The sequence below is a fragment of the Alkalihalobacillus phoenicis genome (assembly GCF_047302405.1).
In the GTDB taxonomy this organism is placed as follows: Bacteria; Bacillota; Bacilli; order Bacillales; family Bacillaceae_D; genus Alkalihalobacillus.
In genome coordinates this window covers 1,083,032-1,105,270 of the sequence record NZ_CP154853.1, presented here as the reverse complement: position 1 = coordinate 1,105,270, position 22,239 = coordinate 1,083,032, and the positions used below count along the sequence as shown (strand labels likewise).

At 38.6% G+C, this 22,239-nt stretch carries 20 protein-coding genes and 1 other annotated feature; all 20 genes read right to left on the bottom strand.

Features of this window, described 5'->3' with window-relative positions:
- Positions 1–458: 458 nt before the first annotated feature.
- The gene (gene ileS, locus AA0017_RS05160; RefSeq protein WP_413380029.1) at positions 459–3,233 is read right to left on the bottom strand and encodes an isoleucine--tRNA ligase; all 2,775 of its coding nucleotides are present in this window, start codon (positions 3,231–3,233) and stop codon (positions 459–461) included.
- A gap of 63 nt (positions 3,234–3,296) precedes the next feature.
- Positions 3,297–3,523, bottom strand: a binding site (T-box leader).
- 53 nt (positions 3,524–3,576) lie between these two features.
- Positions 3,577–4,065 (bottom strand): DivIVA domain-containing protein, encoded by a 489-nt coding sequence (locus AA0017_RS05155; protein WP_413380028.1) that lies wholly within the window; start codon positions 4,063–4,065, stop codon positions 3,577–3,579.
- Positions 4,066–4,181: 116 nt separating this feature from the next.
- Entirely contained in the window at positions 4,182–4,901 is a 720-nt protein-coding gene (locus AA0017_RS05150; RefSeq protein WP_413380027.1) for an RNA-binding protein, read from the bottom strand.
- A gap of 75 nt (positions 4,902–4,976) precedes the next feature.
- On the bottom strand, positions 4,977–5,201 hold the full coding sequence (locus AA0017_RS05145; RefSeq protein ID WP_413382390.1) for a YggT family protein: 225 nt from the start codon (positions 5,199–5,201) through the stop codon (positions 4,977–4,979).
- A 67-nt stretch (positions 5,202–5,268) separates the two neighbouring features.
- A complete protein-coding gene (locus AA0017_RS05140; RefSeq protein ID WP_413380026.1) occupies positions 5,269–5,754 on the bottom strand; it encodes a cell division protein SepF in 486 nt (161 codons plus the stop codon).
- 33 nt (positions 5,755–5,787) lie between these two features.
- Positions 5,788–6,471 carry a YggS family pyridoxal phosphate-dependent enzyme gene (locus AA0017_RS05135; protein ID WP_413380025.1) on the bottom strand — a complete coding sequence of 228 codons (684 nt, stop codon included), beginning with the start codon at positions 6,469–6,471 and terminating at the stop codon, positions 5,788–5,790.
- Positions 6,472–6,480: 9 nt separating this feature from the next.
- A complete protein-coding gene (gene pgeF / locus AA0017_RS05130; RefSeq protein WP_413380024.1) occupies positions 6,481–7,308 on the bottom strand; it encodes a peptidoglycan editing factor PgeF in 828 nt (275 codons plus the stop codon).
- Positions 7,309–7,412: 104 nt separating this feature from the next.
- Positions 7,413–7,706, bottom strand: a complete 294-nt coding sequence (locus AA0017_RS05125) for a YlmC/YmxH family sporulation protein (RefSeq protein ID WP_413380023.1) — start codon at positions 7,704–7,706, stop codon at positions 7,413–7,415.
- A 418-nt stretch (positions 7,707–8,124) separates the two neighbouring features.
- Positions 8,125–9,000, bottom strand: coding sequence for an RNA polymerase sporulation sigma factor SigG (gene sigG / locus AA0017_RS05120; RefSeq protein ID WP_413380022.1), 876 nt, complete (start codon positions 8,998–9,000; stop codon positions 8,125–8,127).
- A gap of 61 nt (positions 9,001–9,061) precedes the next feature.
- Positions 9,062–9,781 (bottom strand): RNA polymerase sporulation sigma factor SigE, encoded by a 720-nt coding sequence (sigE, locus tag AA0017_RS05115; protein WP_003320590.1) that lies wholly within the window; start codon positions 9,779–9,781, stop codon positions 9,062–9,064.
- A 311-nt stretch (positions 9,782–10,092) separates the two neighbouring features.
- A complete protein-coding gene (gene spoIIGA, locus AA0017_RS05110) occupies positions 10,093–11,019 on the bottom strand; it encodes a sigma-E processing peptidase SpoIIGA (protein ID WP_413380021.1) in 927 nt (308 codons plus the stop codon).
- A 203-nt stretch (positions 11,020–11,222) separates the two neighbouring features.
- Complete coding sequence (gene ftsZ, locus AA0017_RS05105) at positions 11,223–12,368, bottom strand: cell division protein FtsZ (RefSeq protein ID WP_413380020.1); 1,146 nt, start codon at positions 12,366–12,368, stop codon at positions 11,223–11,225.
- A 33-nt stretch (positions 12,369–12,401) separates the two neighbouring features.
- Positions 12,402–13,688, bottom strand: coding sequence for a cell division protein FtsA (gene ftsA / locus AA0017_RS05100; RefSeq protein WP_413380019.1), 1,287 nt, complete (start codon positions 13,686–13,688; stop codon positions 12,402–12,404).
- 225 nt (positions 13,689–13,913) lie between these two features.
- Complete coding sequence (locus AA0017_RS05095; RefSeq protein WP_413380018.1) at positions 13,914–14,264, bottom strand: small basic family protein; 351 nt, start codon at positions 14,262–14,264, stop codon at positions 13,914–13,916.
- Positions 14,265–14,269: 5 nt separating this feature from the next.
- On the bottom strand, positions 14,270–14,980 hold the full coding sequence (locus tag AA0017_RS05090) for a DUF881 domain-containing protein (protein WP_413380017.1): 711 nt from the start codon (positions 14,978–14,980) through the stop codon (positions 14,270–14,272).
- A gap of 8 nt (positions 14,981–14,988) precedes the next feature.
- Positions 14,989–15,714: a DUF881 domain-containing protein gene (locus tag AA0017_RS05085; RefSeq protein ID WP_413380016.1), complete on the bottom strand. Its 726-nt coding sequence runs from the start codon at positions 15,712–15,714 to the stop codon at positions 14,989–14,991.
- Positions 15,689–16,468 (bottom strand): cell division protein FtsQ/DivIB, encoded by a 780-nt coding sequence (locus AA0017_RS05080; protein ID WP_413380015.1) that lies wholly within the window; start codon positions 16,466–16,468, stop codon positions 15,689–15,691. Before AA0017_RS05080 ends, AA0017_RS05085 begins: the two co-directional genes overlap by 26 nt.
- A gap of 1,776 nt (positions 16,469–18,244) precedes the next feature.
- Positions 18,245–19,345 carry a stage V sporulation protein E gene (gene spoVE, locus AA0017_RS05075; protein WP_413380014.1) on the bottom strand — a complete coding sequence of 367 codons (1,101 nt, stop codon included), beginning with the start codon at positions 19,343–19,345 and terminating at the stop codon, positions 18,245–18,247.
- Positions 19,346–19,899: 554 nt separating this feature from the next.
- Positions 19,900–21,261, bottom strand: coding sequence for a UDP-N-acetylmuramoyl-L-alanine--D-glutamate ligase (gene murD, locus AA0017_RS05070; RefSeq protein WP_413380013.1), 1,362 nt, complete (start codon positions 21,259–21,261; stop codon positions 19,900–19,902).
- The gene (gene mraY / locus AA0017_RS05065; RefSeq protein WP_413380012.1) at positions 21,262–22,236 is read right to left on the bottom strand and encodes a phospho-N-acetylmuramoyl-pentapeptide-transferase; all 975 of its coding nucleotides are present in this window, start codon (positions 22,234–22,236) and stop codon (positions 21,262–21,264) included. It lies immediately after the preceding gene.
- Positions 22,237–22,239: the final 3 nt, after the last annotated feature.

Sequence of the window (22,239 nt, the reverse complement as noted above, 5' to 3'; positions counted from 1 at the left end):
ATCTGCTCCCTTACGACGCAACAGCTTAGCCCTTTTTCACATTCCCTGTCGTATCTGCTCCCTTACGACGCAACAGCTTTGCCCTTTTTCACATTCCCCGTCGTATCTGCTCCCTTACGACGCAACAACTTAGCCCTTTTTCACATTCCCCGTCGTATCTGCTCCCTTACGACGCAACAGCTTTGCCCTTTTTCACATTCCCTGTCGTATCCGCTCCCTTACGACGCGACAACTTAACCCTTTTTCACATTCCCCGTCGTATCTGCTCCCTTACGACACGACATCCCCTTCCTTTTTCACATTCCCTGTCGTATCTGCCCCCTTACGACGCGACATCTCCTTCCTTTTTCATATTCCCCGTCATACTGCTCATACTGCACTTGCAACGCTCCCTCCTCTCCCCAAAAAAAAACGTCCCAAAAAGGTATACTCCCCTTTTGAGACGGTTCATTTACTACTTATTCAACGTCTGCATAATGACTTTTTACAGTTTCGGCACATGATGTACATAAACCTGGGTGATCTGCTTCTTCGCCAACAGTTGTGGAGACCGTCCAGCAACGTTCACAAGTTTCACCTTCTGCCGCTTCTACAAAAACAGCTAAATCCTCAAATGTCACTGCTTTTTCTGAAGCTTCCGTAACACCATTAACCAGTTCTACTTTGGAAACAATAAATAACTTTTCAAGCCCAGAAATACCATTTAGTAACTCATACTTCTCGCCACTAGCATAAATCGTTAGGGCAGCTGCTAAAGATTTACCGATTGTTTTTTCATTACGAGCTTGCTCTAATGCTTTTAAGACATCACTACGAATGTCCATAAACTGATTCCAAGTGGTTTTTAATTGCTCTACCTCTCCAAAAGTGCGAGCTTCTGGCATATCAGTTAATTGCACGCTCTCCACATCAACATTCGGAATATTTTCCCATACTTCATCTGCTGTATGTGGAAGAATTGGTGAAATTAATTTCGAGAGCTTCACAACTGTTTCATACATGACCGTTTGAATTGCACGACGGGCTGGGTGATCGCTATGCTCGATGTATAGCGTATCTTTAGCTAAATCCATATAGAATGAACTTAATTCAATCGTACAGAAGTTGTGTAAAATATGATAAACACCAGAGAAATTATACTCTTCATAAGCTGTTTTCACTTTTTCAACCACTTCATTTAGCTTAACGAGCATAAATAAGTTAACCCCATCAAGTTGTTCGTCTGCTACTTGATCGGTTGTTGGATTAAAGTCATGTAAATTCCCTAATAAGAAACGGAACGTATTACGAATTTTACGATATGATTCTGATACTTGTTTTAAAATTTCATCCGAAACACGTACATCTGCTTGATAATCAACAGAAGCTACCCACAAGCGTAAAATATCGGCACCTAGCTGCTTCATGACATCATTAGGAATCACCGTGTTCCCGATTGATTTACTCATTTTACGGCCTTGTCCATCTAAAGCAAAACCGTGACTTAAAATCGCTTTATATGGAGCTTTTCCCGTCACCGCAACTCCTGTTGATAAAGAAGAATTGAACCAACCACGATATTGGTCAGAACCTTCTAAATACAAATCAGCAGGACGTTGTAATTCTTCTCTTTCCTCAAGAACAGCTTGATGAGAAGAGCCAGAATCAAACCAAACATCCATAATATCCATCTCACGAGTAAAAGTTCCATTCGGACTATGTTCAGATGTAAATCCTTTAGGCAATAGTTGTTCCGTTTCCCACTCAAACCAAATATTTGAACCATGCTCTCTAAATAAAGCTGACACATGATCGATCGTTTCGTCGGTAATGATCGGTTCCCCAGTTTCGCCATAAAAAACTGGAATGGGCACACCCCATGCTCGTTGACGAGAAATACACCAATCGCCACGGTCACGAACCATATTGAATAAGCGCGTTTCACCCCATTTTGGAATCCATTCTACTTCCTCGATGGCTTTTAATAGTTCACTGCGGAAGTTTTCAATCGAAGCAAACCATTGTGCAGTCGCTCGGTAAATGACCGGTTTTTTCGTCCGCCAGTCATGAGCGTATGAGTGAGTAATAAAGGAAAGCTTTAATAAGGCTCCAACTTCCTCTAGTTTTTCACCGATTGGTTTGTTCGCCGCATCATAAAATAATCCTTCAAAACCAGGAGCTTCATCTGTTAAATATCCTTTATCATCAACTGGACATAAAACATCTAATCCATATTTTTGACCAACAAGGTAGTCATCCTCTCCGTGACCAGGTGCGGTATGAACACAGCCTGTACCAGCATCTAACGTAACATGCTCTCCTAAAATCACAACGGATGTACGGTCATAAATTGGATGTTGTGTTAAGACAAACTCTAACTCTGATCCTTTTACCGTTTTTAATACTTCATGAGTTGCCCACTCTAACTCTTTTACTAATGTTTCAAGTAAACCTGAAGCGACCACATATTTATTATTTCCTACCAACACGACACTGTACTCTAAGTCAGGGTGAACACTAATCGCTAAGTTCGCCGGAATCGTCCAAGGTGTCGTTGTCCAAATAATAAATTTCTCATCGCCTTCAAGCACTTTTTTGCCGTCAACGACATCAAAGGCGACATAAATCGATGGCGAACGTTTATCATGATATTCAATTTCCGCTTCCGCTAAGGCAGACTCAGAAGATGGAGACCAATAAACAGGCTTTTTCCCTTTATAAATATAGCCTTTTTTCGCCATATCTCCGAATACTTTAATTTGCTGTGCTTCATAAGCTTTATCTAATGTAATATATGGGTTCCACCAATCACCACGAACACCTAAACGTAGAAATTGCTCACGCTGACGATCCACTTGCTTTAAAGCATATTCTTCACAAAGTTTACGGAAAGCAGCAACGCTCATTTCTTTACGTTTCACTTTTCCACTTTTTGTTAAAGCTGTTTCAATTGGCAAACCATGCGTATCCCATCCTGGAACATAAGGTGCATGGAAACCGGACATTGATTTATAACGGACGATCATATCCTTTAAAATTTTGTTTAAAGCGTGTCCCATATGAATATCACCATTTGCATATGGAGGTCCATCATGCAGAATAAATAGAGGCTTGCCCTTTGTACGTTCCTGTACTTTTTGATAAATATCTTCTGAGTTCCATTTCTCTTGACGCTTTGGCTCATTTTGTGGCAAATTCCCTCGCATTGGGAAATTTGTTTTTGGCATTAATAATGTTTTTTTATACTCAACCATGCCATATCCTCCTTTAAATTAACTTTCTTTTTTTGGCAAACAAAAAAGTCCTCTAATCCCTAAAATAGGGACGAGAAGACTACCCGTGGTACCACCCTAATGAAAATAAAAGATACTTATTTCCACTTGAACATTCGTAACGTGAATGAAACGCTACCTCTTACTATGTATCGTTCAGAGATAAAACTAAAAGGTGATTTTCCACATAGTTATAATAATCGAGCTTGCACCGTCCTCGAATCGCTGTATATCATCAGTCTATGTTTACTTTCCTTCATTATCGTTTTTAAAGATGAAATTAGTGATATTATATGACAGCTTCTCACAATTGGCAAGCCGTCCTTTATTGATTAGAAGGTTCTTCTTCCTCTTGAACCGTAAATTGATCCCAATCATCCGTTTGGAGCATTTCTAATTGAGCTTCTATGAGCATTTTAAAACGCATTTTATACACGGATGCTTGCTTTTTAATTTCTTCCATTTCAATCATTACTTTTCGGGACTTATTAAGGGCATCATTAATAATACGATCGGCATTTTTTTCAGCCTCTTTGACGATAAGCTGAGCTTCTTTTTGAGCATTTCTTCTTACTTCCTCTGCCGATTCTTGAGCAACTAAAATCGATTTATTCAGAGTTTCTTCAATGTTTTTAAAGTGCTCCAACTTCTCATCTAGATCATTAACACGTGCAAATAAGTCCTTTTTTTCTGTAATAATCGCTTCATAATCTTTTATAATCTGATCCAGAAATTCATTTACCTCATCTTCATCATAACCACGAAAAGCTCGTGTAAATTCTTTGTTATGAATGTCTAATGGCGTTAAAGGCAAAATCGACACCTCCATCTATCAAGTAGAAATAATTAGTCTCAACGTATATCATTCGACAACTTCTCACAAAACCCTTTTTAAAAATAGCAATCAGCGAAACAAACCAAAAGTATAAATTATACCTTTAATCGATATTGAATTTTCCATTTATCTTTTTTGGTTTTGCCGTCTAGCGATACAAGCTGGCTTCTTCCAAAACCTCTGACCGAAAAATGATCCGTTTCTTTTACTTGAAAGGAACCGTTCTCAACTACCTTCCAATTCACTTTTACGTAACCTTTTGTTAAATATGGTTCAATCTTTGAGCGTGATACTCGGTAAATTTCTGCTAAAACCGCATCCAATCGTAAGGAAGAGATGGTTCCAGAACGTTCATTCCAACTGTCAACGAGTTCTGACTGAGCTGAAAAAGGCAATCGCTTCAATTGAATCGTTGCTTTTCCGATTGAGGTTAAATTGACCTCAACATAGGATGCCACTTCTTTTGCCAATATGACTTGAATGTCCGTTCCATTAATAATAATATCTCCAAATTTCTCGCGCTTCAATCCGATTGACATAAGAGCCCCTAAAATATCACGGTGTGCAAGCGTCACAAATTTACTCGGATATTCAACGGAATAAAGGAGACAGGCAAATGTTTCTTCATCTGCCTCTATGTATGAAGGGGCTAAATGAGCTCTCTGGCGCTCAATATCACCACGTCCACCAAAAAACGAGAGCTGGACATCCTCATCAATACCGACAATTGTTTTTAAAATCTCTTGCTCACGTGGATCTAAAAAATCTGTTAAACGCTCTTTATAATAATCCTTAACTTCTTCTTTCCATGTCAATGCTTGGTCGACAAGGGAGCGTTCATCTTCTCTAAAATGCTGATAAATCGAAATGACCTTTCACCCCATTTCTCCTTAACCACCGAAGAGGACTCGCACACCTGTAGCCGCAAGACGTAAAACAATAATCGCGACGATTGGTGAAATATCGATCATACCGAGTGGCGGAATAATCCGTCTAAACGGCTCTAAATATGGCTCCACTAGACTTCCTATAAGTTGTCCAAAGGATGATTCACGGGCATTAGGGAACCAAGACATAAAAATATACACAATGACTAAAAAAGAATACATCACCATTAATTGTGCAATTAATGCACCTATTGTTTGTAACACAACTTTCACCACCTTTATTTAAACACAACACTTAATTACGGAAATGCTCCTGTACCATATCTGTAATCGTTCCAGAAACGTCAACATTATCTGGGGTACATAAGAAAATATTTCCTCCAAGCTTTTGAATGTCTCCTCCAATAGCATACACTGTTCCGCTTAAAAAATCGACTATCCTCTTTGCTTGTTCATGTGAAATTCTTTGTAAATTAATAATAACGGCTTTTCGTGCTTTTAAATGATCGGCAATTTCTTGTGCTTCATCATATGTTCTCGGCTCAAACAAAATGACTTTTGAGCTACTTTTGACACTTTGTAAACTGACAACATTTTGTCCTTGTGGTTGTTTTGGACCGGATTGAAAATGAGTTGATTGCGTAGATTGAGATGGTCCCTTAGACCTTCTCGCTTTCGGCTCTTCCTCATATCTTTGTTCAGGTTCATCAACAAATTCTTCAAATTCCTGTACATCATCTTCCAGTTCAAAAAAACGTTTAAATTTTGTTTTCATCCCCATCTCCTAAACCTCCGATATCGAGAAACTCGTTTTTTAAAATTCTTTACCGACCAATGCGGTTCCTACTCGGATAAATGTTGCCCCTTCTTCAATTGCGACACGATAATCATTGGACATTCCCATTGATAATTCAAGACAAGGAGCATGTGTAAATTGCTTAGCAGCAACTAATTCCTGAAGCTCTCGTAATCCACGAAAAACCGGCCTTGTTAACTCTGGAGCCTCATAAAAAGGTGCCATCGTCATTAAACCAACTACTTCAATAGCCGGAAATTTCTCAAGACTTTCGATAAAAGGGAGTACTTCCTCTTTTGATAAACCTGATTTGGATTCCTCATTTGAAACATTCACTTGAACAAAACAACGAATAACTTGTCCAGGTTTGGCCCGCTTGTCCAACTCCTCTGCTAAAGAGATTCTGTCTAGTGAATGAAAATAATCAAATTTGTCAATGACCTTTTTCACTTTTTTCGATTGCAAAGAACCAATAAAATGCCATATGCCTTGATTGCCAAGAGCTTCCCACTTTTCGACTCCACCTTCAGCACGGTTTTCACCGATATGTTGGACTCCGGCTTCTAATGCTTTTTGAGTCGTTTCCTCACTAACATACTTCGTGACGGCTATCACGTTAATCCTTTTCGGATCCCGTCCCACTGAATGACAAATGTCTTCTATTTCAGATAATAATGCCTCATACTTTTCTTTCACAGTCATTTGATTCCCTCACTCACTCTTTCTACCGATAAAACTCATCAACCGTCCTGTTTTTCCGTTATCACGACGATGCGAGAAAAAAAGCGACTCATCGTTTAAGGTACAATAAGTTGATACTAAAATTTGCTCTTTTTTTAACCCTTGATCGATTAAGTTAAAAAAATTTAACAAACGTAAATCTAGCTGATAATGTTCTTTATCGGTTTGAATCGTTACTTCTTCCATTCTTTTTTGCCCAAAATGCTCCGTTATTTTTTCAATAACAGAGGAATCAACCTCATAAGCAGCTTGGCTAATACATGGCCCAATTGCGACATGGATATCAGTTATAGCTACTTCTTCATCCTCTACCCAACGTTGGATCATCTTTTCTCCTATACCCAAAACTGTGCCCTTCCAACCGGCATGAGCCAAGCCTACTAATCGTCTTTTTTCTGACCAAAAATAGAGCGGAACACAGTCAGCATATAGACTCGTTAAAAGGACATTAGCATCTGCTGTATACAGCCCGTCAGTGTTTTTGAGCGCTGAGTCAAATGATAGTGCCCCTTTTGAGCAATCGTTCTTTGTGACTTTTTGGATCGTTGCCTCGTGAACTTGCTCAGATCCAACCCAAAACTCGGTCGGAAAATCAAGTTTTTCAGCGATCATTTTACGATTTTTTATAACATTGTCTTCTTTATCCGGAACATGAAATCCCATATTCAAGGAGTGAAAATGACCTGTACTCACACCACCATTTCTTGTCGTAAATCCTGCGATTAAGTTGGAATCTGATTGAGTGTATGGCTCGATCAGAAGTAGTTGTTCGTTTTTCTGAATAAATGGTTCGGTCAAATCATTTCCTCTCCTTCTCAAACAGTCATAAGAGTCATATAAATGTTTATTTCCTTCTAGTTTATCATAAGTCACAGCTATCAATAAACGACTTTCTTCCCTATTTACCGCCTTTTTACTTGTGAATTACGAAATGAAGTGTCCGAAAATGCCTTTATTGATTCAGGTACTTCCACAATGATAACATCTGACCCAATTTTAATAATATTCTCCCAAGGTATAATAACTTCTGCATCTGCCTTTCCTAATAACCCCATCACCTTATTTGTCCCATTTATAACCATAGCTTCAATTTTTCCCGTTGATAAATTAATATCCAAATCCGTCAAATGTCCAAGTCGTCTTCCATTTTCCATATTGACGATGTCCTTAGATTGTAAATCTGATATTTTCATCATATTCTACACATCCTTTTTAATGTCATGCTCATGTATATGCAGGATGTACTAAAAATATATATGGTGAATAGGAGCTTTGTTTTTTTAGCGCTTCTCCGCCTTTACAGTGCGATTGCTCCCTCTTCTTTCATAATTCATGTCGCTTCTCCTCCTTTACGACGCAGCCGCTTCCTTCTTTTTCATATTTCATGTCGCTTCTCCTCCTTTACGACGCAGCCGCTCCCTTCTTTTTCATATTTCATGTCGCTTCTCCTCCTTTACGACACAGCCGCTTCCTCCTTTTTCACATTTCATGTCGCTTCTCCTCCTTTACGACACAGCCGCTTTCTCTTTTTTCACATTTCATGTCATATCCATCGTAGACCACTCATATTCAGCGTCCCTTTAACTAAAAAAAAGAGACCGCAATCGGGTCCCTTTAACTTTGAGCATGTTTATTCATTTGTTGGATGGCGGCTTTTTCGAGTCTGGAAACTTGTGCCTGTGAAATACCAATTTCTTCGGCAACTTCCATTTGAGTTTTCCCTTGATAAAAACGCATATTTAAAATCATTTTTTCACGATCATTCAAGCGAACCATCGCTTCTTTTAACGCAATTTCTTCCACCCAATTTATATCTTTATTTCGATCGTCACTTATTTGATCCATTACAAAAATCGGGTCGCCCCCATCATTATATATCGGTTCAAATAACGAGACCGGGTCTTGAATCGCATCTAATGCAAAAACGACATCTTCTTTCGGTACTTCAAGAATTTTTGCTATTTCTTGTACGGTTGGTTCTTTTTCTCGTTTCTTCTCAGCCATTAATTGATCGCGAACTTGAAGAGCTTTATACGCGATGTCACGTAATGACCGTGATACTCGTATCGGATTATTATCTCGCAAATAACGACGAATCTCACCGATAATCATCGGTACAGCATAAGTTGAGAATTTGACGTTTTGACCTAAATCAAAATTATCAATCGACTTCATCAAGCCAATACAACCGACTTGAAAAAGGTCGTCAACGAATTCACCACGATTATTAAAACGTTGAATGACACTTAAAACTAACCTTAAATTACCATTCACTAGCTTTTCACGTGCACTTAACTCTCCACTTTGTAACTTGACAAATAACTCTCGCATTTCTGTGTTTTTTAATACTGGTAACTTAGATGTATCTACACCGCATATTTCAACTTTATTTCGTGTCAATTCTTTCCCTCCTGACCCGGGAGATGATGTCAAAATAAGTATCTCCTCCGCAGGAAAAAATATGCACAGCCCATTTCCATTTTTAATCAAAAATAGAAACAAACTGTGCTATGACAATAAATAAAAAAGCAATTATTTTTTTCATGAACGATTAAACCATTTTATTAAATTCTTTTTGCAATCTTTTAATAATTCTTTTTTCTAAGCGTGAAATATAGGATTGTGAAATTCCAAGCATATCAGCCACATCTTTTTGCGTCTTTTCTTCATCACCCGCTAACCCAAATCGAAGCTCCATAATTTGTTTTTCACGTTCATTCAACGTATGCAACGCTTTTACTAGTAACTTGCGATCCACTTTATCTTCAATGCCTTTTGTGATAATGTCATCCTCGGTCCCTAACACATCTGATAATAAAAGCTCGTTGCCATCCCAATCAATATTAAGTGGTTCATCAAAGGAGACTTCTGAACGCGTTTTATTATTTCTTCTTAAATACATTAAAATTTCATTTTCAATACAACGTGAAGCATAAGTGGCTAATTTAATTTTTTTCTCGGGATTAAAGGTATTAACCGCCTTAATTAATCCTATCGTGCCGATACTGATGAGGTCCTCAATATTAATACCTGTATTTTCAAATTTTCTGGCGATATAAACGACAAGTCGCAAATTTCGTTCAATTAATACGGAACGAACCGCTTTGTCACCACTAGGGAGCTTTTTTAATAGGTGTGCCTCTTCCTCCTTAGATAACGGTGGCGGCAACGCCTCACTGCCTCCTATGTAGTATATTTCATCTGATTTCATGCCAAGGCGATGCATAATCCGATACCACAGTAGCGTAAATTTTAATTTTATCTTTTTCATCGTTTTCCTCCTTATTTATAAAGCGAAGTCCGTTTGCTCAGAAGCGAGAAAAAATACAGGGCGGCTGTTGAAGACGCTTTTTGTCTTCATAAGGACGACCGATTTTTCTCGAGCTTCTAACGGACGTAGCTAGATTGGTTATAAAGCGAAGTCCGTTTGCTCAGAAGTGAGAAATATTAAGGATCAACGCTAAGTTCGCGACGTCCTGTACCCACGTCCTGTGGGCACAGGGCGGCTGTTGAAGACGCTTTTTGTCTTCATAAAGACGACCGGTTTTTCTCGAGCTGCTAACAGTAGCATTTAGATTGTTATCATGCTAATTTTTCTAAGACTGGTCCTTGCACAAGTTTCGGGTGAATAATACTCGTAAAAAGGCCATCTGCTGATAATTCGCCTTCCTGCAACCCTAATAATACTTTTTCAGTTTCATATCGTTCATTGTTAAATACAATTTCTACTTTGTCTGGTTTTAGTGCCGTTAAAAATGGGGAAGCCTGACCGACAACTCGGTAAGGAATAATCCGAACACGGTGAGCTAACTTTTCCGTTTCTGGTAATAGTTCATCTTTTCCCTCCGCAATTTGACTTAGCTCCTTTACAACGGCCTCACTATACGTTTCATATAATAAGGAACCTTCAATAATCATCACAGGCTGTTTCGTAATCGGACAAAGAAGTTGATTGCCTGTATCGACTAACCCTATCGTTTTAATTTCAAAGTGATCAATAAAAAGAGTCACTTTTGCCATTTGGTCCGCTTGAATTCTTTTTATTTCAATCGTTTCAAATCGCTGTTTTGAAAAATACCAAACGAGTGGAAAACCGATTAAAACAAAAACCCAACTTATCGAACTTCCGATAAAGATTCCATTTTGTGGTGAAAAACTTGAAAGGATGTCCAATTCAGTTTGCCAAAAAAAGTGTAAAGCAAATAGGGCACCTCCTGTCATAAACGTTACAAAGTAGAACATCAGGAGATTTTGAATAAAAAAGCGTAACCTTTCGTACCCAAAAGCGACCCAAACAATTAACGCTGAATAAATCAATTTAAACCATGGTGAATAAACGAGATCTGCAAAAGGTGTAAACATAAGAATCACAATAAAGGAAGCAATAAAAGCCGCTAAAATAAAACGAACATGTTTGAACCTTCTTTTTAATACAAGAGCAGTCAAAGCAATAAGCAAATAATCAATAAAAAAGTTCAATAACCAGATGAGGTCGAGATAAACAATCATGGCTACTCCCTCATTCATTATTTTTTATAAGTATAAATCTTTAGCCCCTCTAAGTCTGTCACTTCATGGCGAGTTTCAACTTGTTATTTTGAAAGATTTTTGGTATTTCTGTCACAATATATTTTTAGGAAATAAGGAAGGAAATAGAAGAAAAAGCTACTCTCTGTTCACGATTGTGAAAAGAAAGTAGCTTTTGGATTGAATTAACGATTACGATTACGACGATTTCTTAAAAATGTCGGTATATCTAACGTATCAGCCGGCTCATCATTCGGAGTACTAGGTTGACTTTGAGCTTGATTAAAACGAGGTTCTTTTTGCTGTGGTTCTTCTTGTCTTGGTTTTTGTTTGACCATTTTTGATGGACTTGGACGGTGGTGAGGAGTTTTACTTTCTACATCCTCAAAACCAGTCGCAATAACCGTAACAACAATTTCATCTTTTAAATTCTCACTGATGACAGAACCAAAGATCATATTCACTTCAGAATCAGATGCGGCTGAAACAATTTCAGCTGCTTCATGAACTTCATATAAGCTCAAGTTCGAACCACCTGTAATATTCATTAATACCCCTTGAGCCCCATCTACAGAGGTTTCAAGTAATGGGCTTGAAATCGCCTTTTTTGCCGCTTCAGCAGCACGATTTTCACCTGTTGCAATCCCAATTCCCATAAGAGCTGAACCTTTTTCACTCATGATCGTTTTGACATCAGCGAAATCAAGGTTAATTAATCCAGGAACAGCGATTAAATCAGAAATACCTTGTACACCTTGACGTAAAACATTATCTGCTTCACGGAACGCTTCAAGCATTGGCGTATTCTTATCAACAATCTCTAATAGTCGATCATTTGGAATGACAATTAATGTATCGACTTTTTCTTTTAAAGCTTCAATACCAGCGGCTGCTTGAGTTTGACGCTTACGACCTTCAAATGTGAACGGTCTAGTGACAACACCTACTGTTAAAGCCCCTAGTTCTTTTGCTACTTCGGCGATAACTGGAGCAGCACCTGTTCCAGTACCTCCACCCATTCCAGCGGTAATAAAGACCATATCTGAGCCTTGTAAAACTTCTTCTAAATGTTCACGACTTTCTTCTGCTGCTTTTTTCCCGATGTCAGGATTTGCCCCAGCTCCAAGTCCTCTTGTGAGCTTTCCACCAAGTTGTAATTTCGCTTCTGCTTTTGAAAGGTGTAGAGCTTGTGCGTCTGTGTTAACAGCAATAAAATCAACACCTTGTAATCCATTTTCAATCATTCGGTTTACAGCGTTACTTCCACCACCGCCAACACCGATTACTTTAATTTGTGCTAATTGATCCATATCCATTTCAAACTCTAACATTTGAGGTCCCCCTAATCAGACTAACATTCACTACTATTCAAAAAATACTTTAAAGAAATTTTTCATTTTTGCTTTTGGCTTCTCACTTTTTCCATCTTGATCCTTCGTTTGCTTTTTATGACGTGGCTCTTCTTCTTTATAAGTTGGCTGTTCACCATCACTTACAGAAGCTGCTACTTCTTTCCCTTGTACTTTCACGTTTTTATAAGCAAATTGGATTAAGCCAATACTTGTCGTATACTGTGATTCCCTGACACCAATATAATCCGGTATCGCAATTCGAATATTACCTTCTAACAGTTCACGTGCAAGCTCGAGGATTCCAGGTATCATTGCGGTGCCGCCCGTTAAAACAAAACCACCAGGAAAATCTTTATACCCTAGCCTCATCAGTTCACGGTAAATCAATTCAAAAACTTCTTCAATCCTCGGCTCAATAATATGAGCCAATTCAAATTGATTAAAATTCTGTTTTTCATTTGACCCAATTACAGCGACGGTAAACTTTTCATCCTCAGAAGCTTCGTCAATATAGGCATGTCCATGCTTTACTTTTACGCGTTCTGCTTCTTCTGTTGAAGTTCTTAACCCTATCGCAATATCATTTGTAATGTGATCTCCGCCGATTGGTAAAACAGAAGTCGCTTGTAGAGTCCCTTGTTCAAAGATAGAAATGGTAACAGACCCACCACCAATATCAATTAAACAAACACCTAAACTCTTTTCATCCTTTGATACTGCAACTGATCCAGCCGCAAGTGGTTGCAAGCATACATCTGCAATTTGAAGTCCAGCTCTTTCTACACAGCGAAGCAAATTATGTAAAATCGTTTTTGATCCGGTAATAATCGTCCCTTCCATTTCAAGGCGGACACCAATCATACCACGTGGATCATTAATTTCATCTAATCCATCTACAATAAACTGCTGAGGAATGACGTCAATGATCTCACGTTCAGGCGGAATTGATACCACTTGTGCCGCATCAATGACTCTTGCAATATCCTCATTTCCAATTTCTCTATCAGGACTTGATACAGCGACCACTCCATGGCAAGGTTGCAATTGAACATGGTTACCGTTTATCCCTACTATTACTTGTTTAATAGATAATCCGACCATTCTTTCAGCTTGTTCTACTGCTCGCTTAATCGATTGAACCGTTTCATCTATATCAACAATTGCCCCTTTTTTAATTCCATTAGAAGGGGTTGACCCTACTCCAATAATATTAATTGTCCTATTTGAAATTTCTCCAATGATCACTCTGACATTGGATGTACCGATGTCTAAACTAACATAAATTTCATTGTTGTTCATTCTGTGGCACCTCCTTATTATATAAAGTGAAACGAACACTTGAAATTTAACATTTAAGAATCACTACAATAGAATGAGTCTCATGATGAAATAGAACAAAATTGCTTCTCTTACATATTGAAACTGCTAATACATATAGAGATTAATTATAACCATATTCAACATGAAACCGTCTATTTCCTCTTAATTAAAACGGATTTGTCCAAATAAATCGATAACTTCTTCCTATTTTCTTTTTTTAGCTTGCCAGTTTGCTAAAACGATTCTTCTAATGACCGCTATATTATTGAATAAACGAACACCAAAAGCAAAAATCGCCGCTAAATATAAGTCTACACCAAGATGAACACCTAGAAAAGCTAAACCTGCAGCTAAAATAATATTAAAGAAAAAACCTGATAAAAACACATTGGAATTAAAACTTTCTTGCATATGGGCTCTGATTCCACCAAAAAGAGTGTCTAATGCGGCTAATACAGCAATCGATAAGTAGCTCGAATACTCTGTCGGAACACGAAATTCCGTTAAAATCCCTAAAACGATCCCAATTATTAACCCTAATATAGGTAACCACATTTAGATTACTCCCCCTTCACTTCTTCCATATAGCGAACCCTCGGTGTTTGTTCAAAGGCCGGCAAAGAAAGGTTCTCTTCCAAAGTTATCGATATTAAATAACCAAAGACCTCGAATTCCTCAATCGAACTCGATACGAGCAGTTCGTTATGAAGCCTTTCTGGATTATCACTTATGACTTTTACTTCTAACGGAAGAGGGGGGATTCTCTTATAATTTAATTGAGTTATACCGTTCACTTCACGAAAAGCAGAGGTCGTAATGATTCGTTCAGTACCAACCGCAATTTCTTTCGCACCGAAACTTTTTACCTCATTTAATAAAAATCGAAAAAGTTCAGGAGGTGGAGTTCTTTTTTCCTTACCAAGAAATTCATCTTGGATAAGAGACTCGATTCTTATCACAACCCCATCGCCAGTTATTTCAGATAAACTAGCCGTCGCTTTTAACTCTTCAATTTGATTTTCTAATACTGTCACAACATCTTCACGATTATTTAGAGTCGTCTCATATTCCATAACTAATAATTTCAACTTGTCAATTTCTTCCATTAGCTGAATGCGATTTTCTTGGGATTGTCTTAATAATTCCCTTAGCTCCCTCACATCGCGTGTATCACGTACCGTCGGCTCTTCTACCTGAAGAGATTGGTATTGTACGGTAATCATAAACCCAATAATACAAGCTACTATTGTAAAAATCCAAACTTGCTTCATCTTACTTATCACCCGCTCTCCGATAAGTAAGGACTTAACTCAATTTGATTCTTTTTTTGAATTCGTACTGTTATCCCTTCATTCACAAGCTGATCCTTCACTCCACCAAGAATATCTAAAGAAGCTAATAAAGTCTCTGGATCACCGATTGCCGTAATCGTAAATGGGGCTGCTGATGCTTGTCCATCTACTAAAATAACCGGTCCGACACATTTTATAAAGGATTGATTCGTTAAGCGGTAGCCATTTATCGCAACAGCCTCTGCCTGTGAAACGAGCAATTCATCGATCACTTGCTGGACATGAGCTTCATGAACAATATAATCATTTGGGTTCGTACCTGTAGGCATATACTCAGCATCTTCTAATGATATTTCAATCCCTGGGCCATTCACTGGAACCGTGCCTGCGATTTTTCTAAGTCTCTCAATATCATCAATTAAATTTTTATTTCGTACTTCTTCTTCTACATTTAAATTCGCAAATTCTTCTTCAAGCTCTCTTACTTCAGCTTGTAGCTCCAGAATCTCCTGTTGTAATTCATAATTTGATGTTTCTGTTTCTACAATCTGCTCTCTTAAATCATCCTCATATCTCCATTGTGTTTCTACTTCTTGCCCTGTTGATGCTTGCCTTTCATACGTAATCTGATAACTCAAAGCAATAATAAAGCCAGAAACGAACAGAACGAAGGATAAAATGACGTGTTTACCCCTCACCTTCAACTTCTGCATCCTCCTCAAAATCAAACTGTTCAAAATAAGGGCTCATCTTCATATGTAAAACCCCATTTAATGATCGATCTATTTCCTGTGCAATAGAAGGATAAGGCGCCATCCATTCTGCAAAATTTGGAACGGTCGATCGAACTTCAATACCATCTGTCATTAATAACGTGATAGCATACGGATCTGATTCAGTAGCATCATGAAAAATTTGGGAGATACGTTCACTTATTTGTTCAGGCAAAAGAGCTAATTCCGCCGCAAGTTCAGTTAACAGCTCTCCTTCTTCAAGTCCGATAATAATCGGTGCATCCGAAGGGAAATCATGCCGTCCTAACTCAGTCAAAAATAAACCATTTGCCATAATCGGAAAAAGTTTGTCCTCTTTTAATAAATAGGCAACACGCGGATACTCTTCAACTTCAATCAAAACGGTCGTTGGAAATTGCCTTTCAACAGTCGCTTTTTGCACCTCAGGAAGTCGTTCAATTAATTGTTGAATTTCTTCTGCATTTATATTCCAAATGTGATCGCCTAAATTCATACCGCTCGCTTCAATTATTGCTTCTTCACTAGCAATGTATTGCCCATTCACCTCAATACTTCGAATATGACTTAGTGGTGACTGCATATAAACGATCAGTAGCAATAACAGGAAGAAAAGCAATAAAAAAAACAGCAACCTGCGATTCGCTTTTTGCTTACGCTGTTCTTTTAACGATGGCACTCGATCATCCAATGTAACTAATTTATCGTTACCCATCGTGACATCTCCCGTATTGTAGTTTCATTGTTTTATTCATCTGTTTAATTATACCATAAATCAGGTACCAATTTATCACATGACTTTATCTTTTTCTGATGATAAATACACTTTTTGATTGTATCAAGTTCAAAACGACTTATATTTTTTTGAAACTCCCTTAGGTCAAAAAAAGAAACACTCTTTACCGTGAATACCACATTTGTATTGTAATCATAAAGGGCCTGCACTCTTCATTTTTAGCTATGTACGTTAATCATAATGATAAAAAAAAGGAATGTATATACTCCATTTTAATCCAATTACCCTTCTAAGCCTTATTCGTGAATGTTTACCCTTTTTCCTTCTTTATAAAACTAGATTTTTTATCCTTTTCATAAGTATTGCTCTAGATGACACGTCTATTTTACCACGTATCATATTACAAGCGTATGATCAGAGTATGTGAGATTATCTGAATCTCTTTCTCCCTTTATACTCACGGTTGAAAGTTTCACATATTTCTACTTTCACCCCTGTCGGTATAGCAATCGAGGTCACTGAAAAAAGCCTACTCATTAACTCAAGTTTCGCAGTGTATGATTGACCCTTAACCGTTGATAGATATTAACTTTAGGGCGATACAAGACTTACATGAACGGTTCAATCGTTGACAGTCTGAACACTTCTCTTCGTAGGCTGTTGAAGGAAACTGTTCACTAAAATGAAGCGCTTCGGTTGTCGCTCCCAAACAGACACCAGACATGGGAGTGATTTATGCTCTACTTGTTTCATGCCCTCCGGCGGTCGCTCCCAAACAGACACTCCGCGTCCTTGCCGAGAACCTCATGAGCCTCCTCAGCACGCTTGCGGGGTCTCATTGGACGGTTTATTCCGGCGGGAGTCTCCGTGTCTGTTTGTCCGCTAGATCATGGAATCGAATCTAGGTTCAGTTTTCTCATTAGAACAAAAAAACAGTCATGACTTCAACGTACATTAGCTTGAGAATGATTTTTCTCCTTTCATGACTCATTCCGTTCCAGTTGTAAACAAATCAGTGTTGATGCTCTGTACGTTAGCTAGATGATCGAGCTTGTTTCGATTGGAATCCTGTCTTTTCATGACGGCAGACTTAGGAAAAAAATAGCTGGCAACGACCTCTTAGTTCCATAACCAACAAAGGGAAGAAGAAGGTCCTTCTGCGTTAGAAATAGCTGATTGAGAATGGCCATATCATCAAGCATCTCCACGACACTTAGCGGACAAAACCATACGGAGACTCCCGCAGGAATAAACCGGAGCGAGACCCCGCAAGGCTTGCCGAGGAGGCTCGCCAGGTTCTCGGCAAGGACGCGGAGTATGGTTTTGGGAGCGACCGCCAGAGGGCCTATTATTTTTTTCTTACTGCACAGTTTATCCGTTTGGTGTGATAGTGCGTTCTCGCTTTTCAAACGTGTCAAGGGCATTTGTTAAAGAGCTTCCCTTTCGCTCGGCCAACTAGTTGAACGGATTTTCTCGATGCGAAAGTTGAGTCATTAAAATAGGGTTACATGAATTAGTTGTATTGTGCTGGCGGAGTTTTGGTTCACAAAAAACCGTTTGATGCTATGATTGACACTCTAATAAATAACCTAATTTCCTAGAGTTCTTTCTCGCCAAAGTTGAACTTGAGACTTCTTCAGCGACCTCATAGCTATCTCTACACCTCACAAATTCCATTACGAAATCCACATTTATCGTAACAAAAAAAGAGCTGCCGATGAAGTGGCAGCTCTCCTACACTATATTCTTTTTTCATCATATTCGTGAATGTTTACTTATATTGAGCAAGACCCCAAGCGAAACGAGCATTAATGTTAAAGACGAACCTCCATAGCTTAATAATGGCAAAGTAATGCCAGTCACCGGAATCAAACCTGTGACAACTCCTACATTTATCATCACTTGAATCGCAACCATTGAAATGATTCCAATTGCCAATAAACTCCCGAACAAATCTTGTGCCTCTAAAGCAATCCGAATTCCTCGCCAAAAAACGAAAGCGAATAATAATAAAACAATCACTCCACCAATAAAACCAAGCTCTTCTGCTAAAATCGCAAAAATAAAGTCTGTTTGTGGTTCTGGTAAGTAAAAATACTTTTGCCTACTCTCACCAAGCCCCATCCCCATTAAACCACCTGGTCCAATTGCATAAAGAGATTGAATGATTTGAAAGCCGCTACCGAGTGGATCTTCCCATGGATCAAGGAAGGAAGTAATACGTTTAATACGATAAGGAGCTGAAATAATTAACCCAGCAAAGCCAGCAAGTCCAATTAAGCCAAGCATCACAAAATGACTAATCCTGGCCCCAACTACAAAAATCATAACTACACATGTTCCAACCATAACCGCTCCCGTTCCAAGGTCCGGCTGCATCATAATCATCCCAAAGGCAAGCATAACAATACTCAAAGAAGGTAATAATCCTTTTTTAAATGATGTGATATGCTTTTGGTTTTCCGATAAGAATTTTGCTAAAAAAACAATCATCGCCATTTTCATAAATTCAGAGGGTTGAATCGAAAAAGCACCAACACCGAGCCAACTTTGGGCCCCACCGCGAACGAGACCAACTCCAGGAATTAAAACGATAATTAATAAGATAAAACAGACAATCACCATAATCTTCGCCAAACTTTTCCATGTCCAATAATCAATATTCATAATAAAGAACATCGCAAAAATTCCTAATCCTGCAAAGAATAATTGGCGCTTTAGAAAGAAAAAGGAATCGTCAAAACGGTATGTCGCCCAAGCAGCACTCGCACTATAAACCATAATCATTCCAATTACTAATAATGACAAAATTAACATTAATAAAATATAATCTGGTGCTCTTTTTTGATTTGCCATATTTGCCACCTCTTTACAAGCCATTCTCATTTCTCTTTATAAGCTATGCGGACAAGTGGTCAAACATGTCTGAATCTCGAACAAGCACCCATTATAACCATATGAACATACAGTGTGCTCTAATAGTTTCCCTTCTATGAAAACTCTCTCCTCTGAGCCTCCTCCTAATTGAAGCAGAGGTCACTGAAAACGGGCTACTCGTTAAAATAGGGCTACATGAGTTAGCTATACTCCGCAAGCTCCATACCCTACACGTTCCGCGGGTGAACCGGGAGCCTCCTCACGACAAATCGCTGTGGGGTCTCCCATAGTTCACTTCTCCCGCAGGAGTCTCCGGGTATTACGCTGGCTCCGTTTTGGTTAATAAAAAAACAACTTTAGCGTATGAACGAACGAAAGCCGGTGACATTTTACTCGTTGTAAAATGTCACCGGCTTTTCATATCAGAGGAGGGTATTGTCCCAGCCTCATACTGTATATCATCTTATTCACTCACACGACAACTATGTGTACACTTTCTCATAATTATTATGTAACCGCACAAGTTGACTTTTTTAGTTCCTTTCTTTAATACGAGCAACAGCGTCGATAAATTCCCTTCCTCGTACTTCAAACGTTTTATATTGATCCCAGCTTGCACAGGCAGGTGATAATAAAATGACTTCGCCTTCCACAGAATGCTGCCATGCTTTTTGGACGGCATCTTCTACTTTTTCAGCAAAAATAATGTCACCTACATTAGCTTCTCGTGCGACTCGCTCAAGCTTTGGTGCCGTTTGACCAAAGGTAATCAGTTTGGAGACGTTTTTTAAGGATGGAATCAGTTCATCAAACTCATTTCCGCGGTCAAGTCCACCTGCTAATAAGATCACAGGCTTATCAAAGGCCTCTAACGCTTTTTTGGTCGCTAAAATATTTGTTGCTTTTGAGTCATTATAAAAAAGTCGGCTGTCGACCTGTTCTACAAACTGTAAACGATGTTCAACACCTGAGAACGTTTTTAAGACGTGCTCAACCTGCCCAACTGAGGCACCAGAAAGCAGAGCCGCTCCAACTGCAGCTAATATATTTTCCAAATTATGAGCTCCAGGGAGCACAATCTCATTTATTGGCATAATCTTTTCACCATTAAAATAAAGATTTCCTTCAAAAACACAAAGACCTTTTTCAAGAAACGCCTTTTGCGTAAATGGTACTTTAGTTGCCTTCGTTAAGTTTGCCACTTCACATACAAGTGAGTCATCTAAATTATAGACAAAATAGTCGGACTCCACTTGTTTTGCAACAATGTTCGCTTTTGCTTTAATATATTCTTCTTTTGTACCGTGGTAATCTAAATGAGCATCAAATAAGTTTAACAACACAGACACTTTTGGTTGAAATGTTTCAGTTCCCATCAATTGAAAACTTGAAACTTCCATCACGATAACATTTTCTTTTGTCGCTTTTGCTGCGACCTCACAAGCGACCGTCCCAATATTACCGGCAATTAGCGCTTGCTTAGGACTCGCTGAAAGCATTTCATAAATTAAGGTTGTTGTCGTCGTTTTTCCATTTGAACCAGTGATTGCAACGATGTCCGCCTCACTTATTTGATAAGCAAGTTCGATTTCCGTAATGACAGGTAGGCCTCGTCTTTTCGCTTCCTTTACGAGCGGATTTGTATAAGGAATTCCAGGGTTTTTCACAATATATTCAAAAGGTTCATCTAATAAACTAAATGGATGCTCGCCACAAACAACACGAAAACCTGCTTGCTCAAGCTGCTGAGCTTGGAGGTTTTCTTTATATGGTTTGGCATCATTAATCGTTACTTTCGCTCCTAATTGATGTAAAAGTTTAGCCGCCGCTTCCCCGCTTTTCGCTAATCCTAGCACTAAAACCTGCTTCCCGACCAATTTTTGAATTGCTCTCATCTATAACCACACCTCAATATAAATTCCTAACATCGCAAGAACCATTCCGACAAACCAAAAGGTGACAACCACACGCCACTCAGACCATCCCGATAATTCATAATGGTGGTGAAGCGGGCTCATTTTAAAGATCCGTTTGCCTCTCGTTTTAAACGAAATAACTTGAATAATAACCGAAAGTGTTTCAATAACAAAGACACCACCGATAATGACTAGGAGGATTTCCATCTTCGCCATAATCGCAATCGCCGCGATCGCTCCACCGAGTGCTAATGACCCCGTGTCACCCATAAAAACTTTGGCCGGATGGGCATTATAAACAAGAAATCCTAAAACAGCCCCGACAACTGCGGCACTAAAAATGGAAATATCCATCATTTCAGCATTCCATGTTAAGACCGCAAAAGCACCGAAGGCAACTGCAGCTGTTCCAGCTAATAAACCATCTAATCCATCCGTTAAATTAACCGCATTTGAAGCCCCAACTAACATCACAATAATGAGAGGGAGGTAAAACCACCCGAAATCGATACTAATCGAAGTCGCAGGAATCGTCACTTCTGTTGAGAATCCTAAACGAATAAGTCCAAAATAAAATAATACAGAGATTAGTAACTGCCCAAATAATTTCTGTTTAGAAGTTAGACCTAAGTTCCGTTTTTTTACTACTTTTATATAATCGTCTAAAAATCCAACTAAACCAAAGCCGACTGTGACAAATAGTAATAAGAGGATCTCTTGACTAAACGATAGAAAGCGCATCGATATAAAGACTGTAGCTAGTAGAAGAGCAATGACAATGACAATACCTCCCATTGTCGGTGTTCCACTTTTCTTTTGATGCGATTCTGGACCCTCTTCTCGAATACTTTGGCCAAATTTTAATCTTCGTAAAAATGGGATAAATACTGGTGATAATAATACTGCAATTAGAAATGATAAAAGAAGTGATAATAACAACACTAGTTCTAACATTCT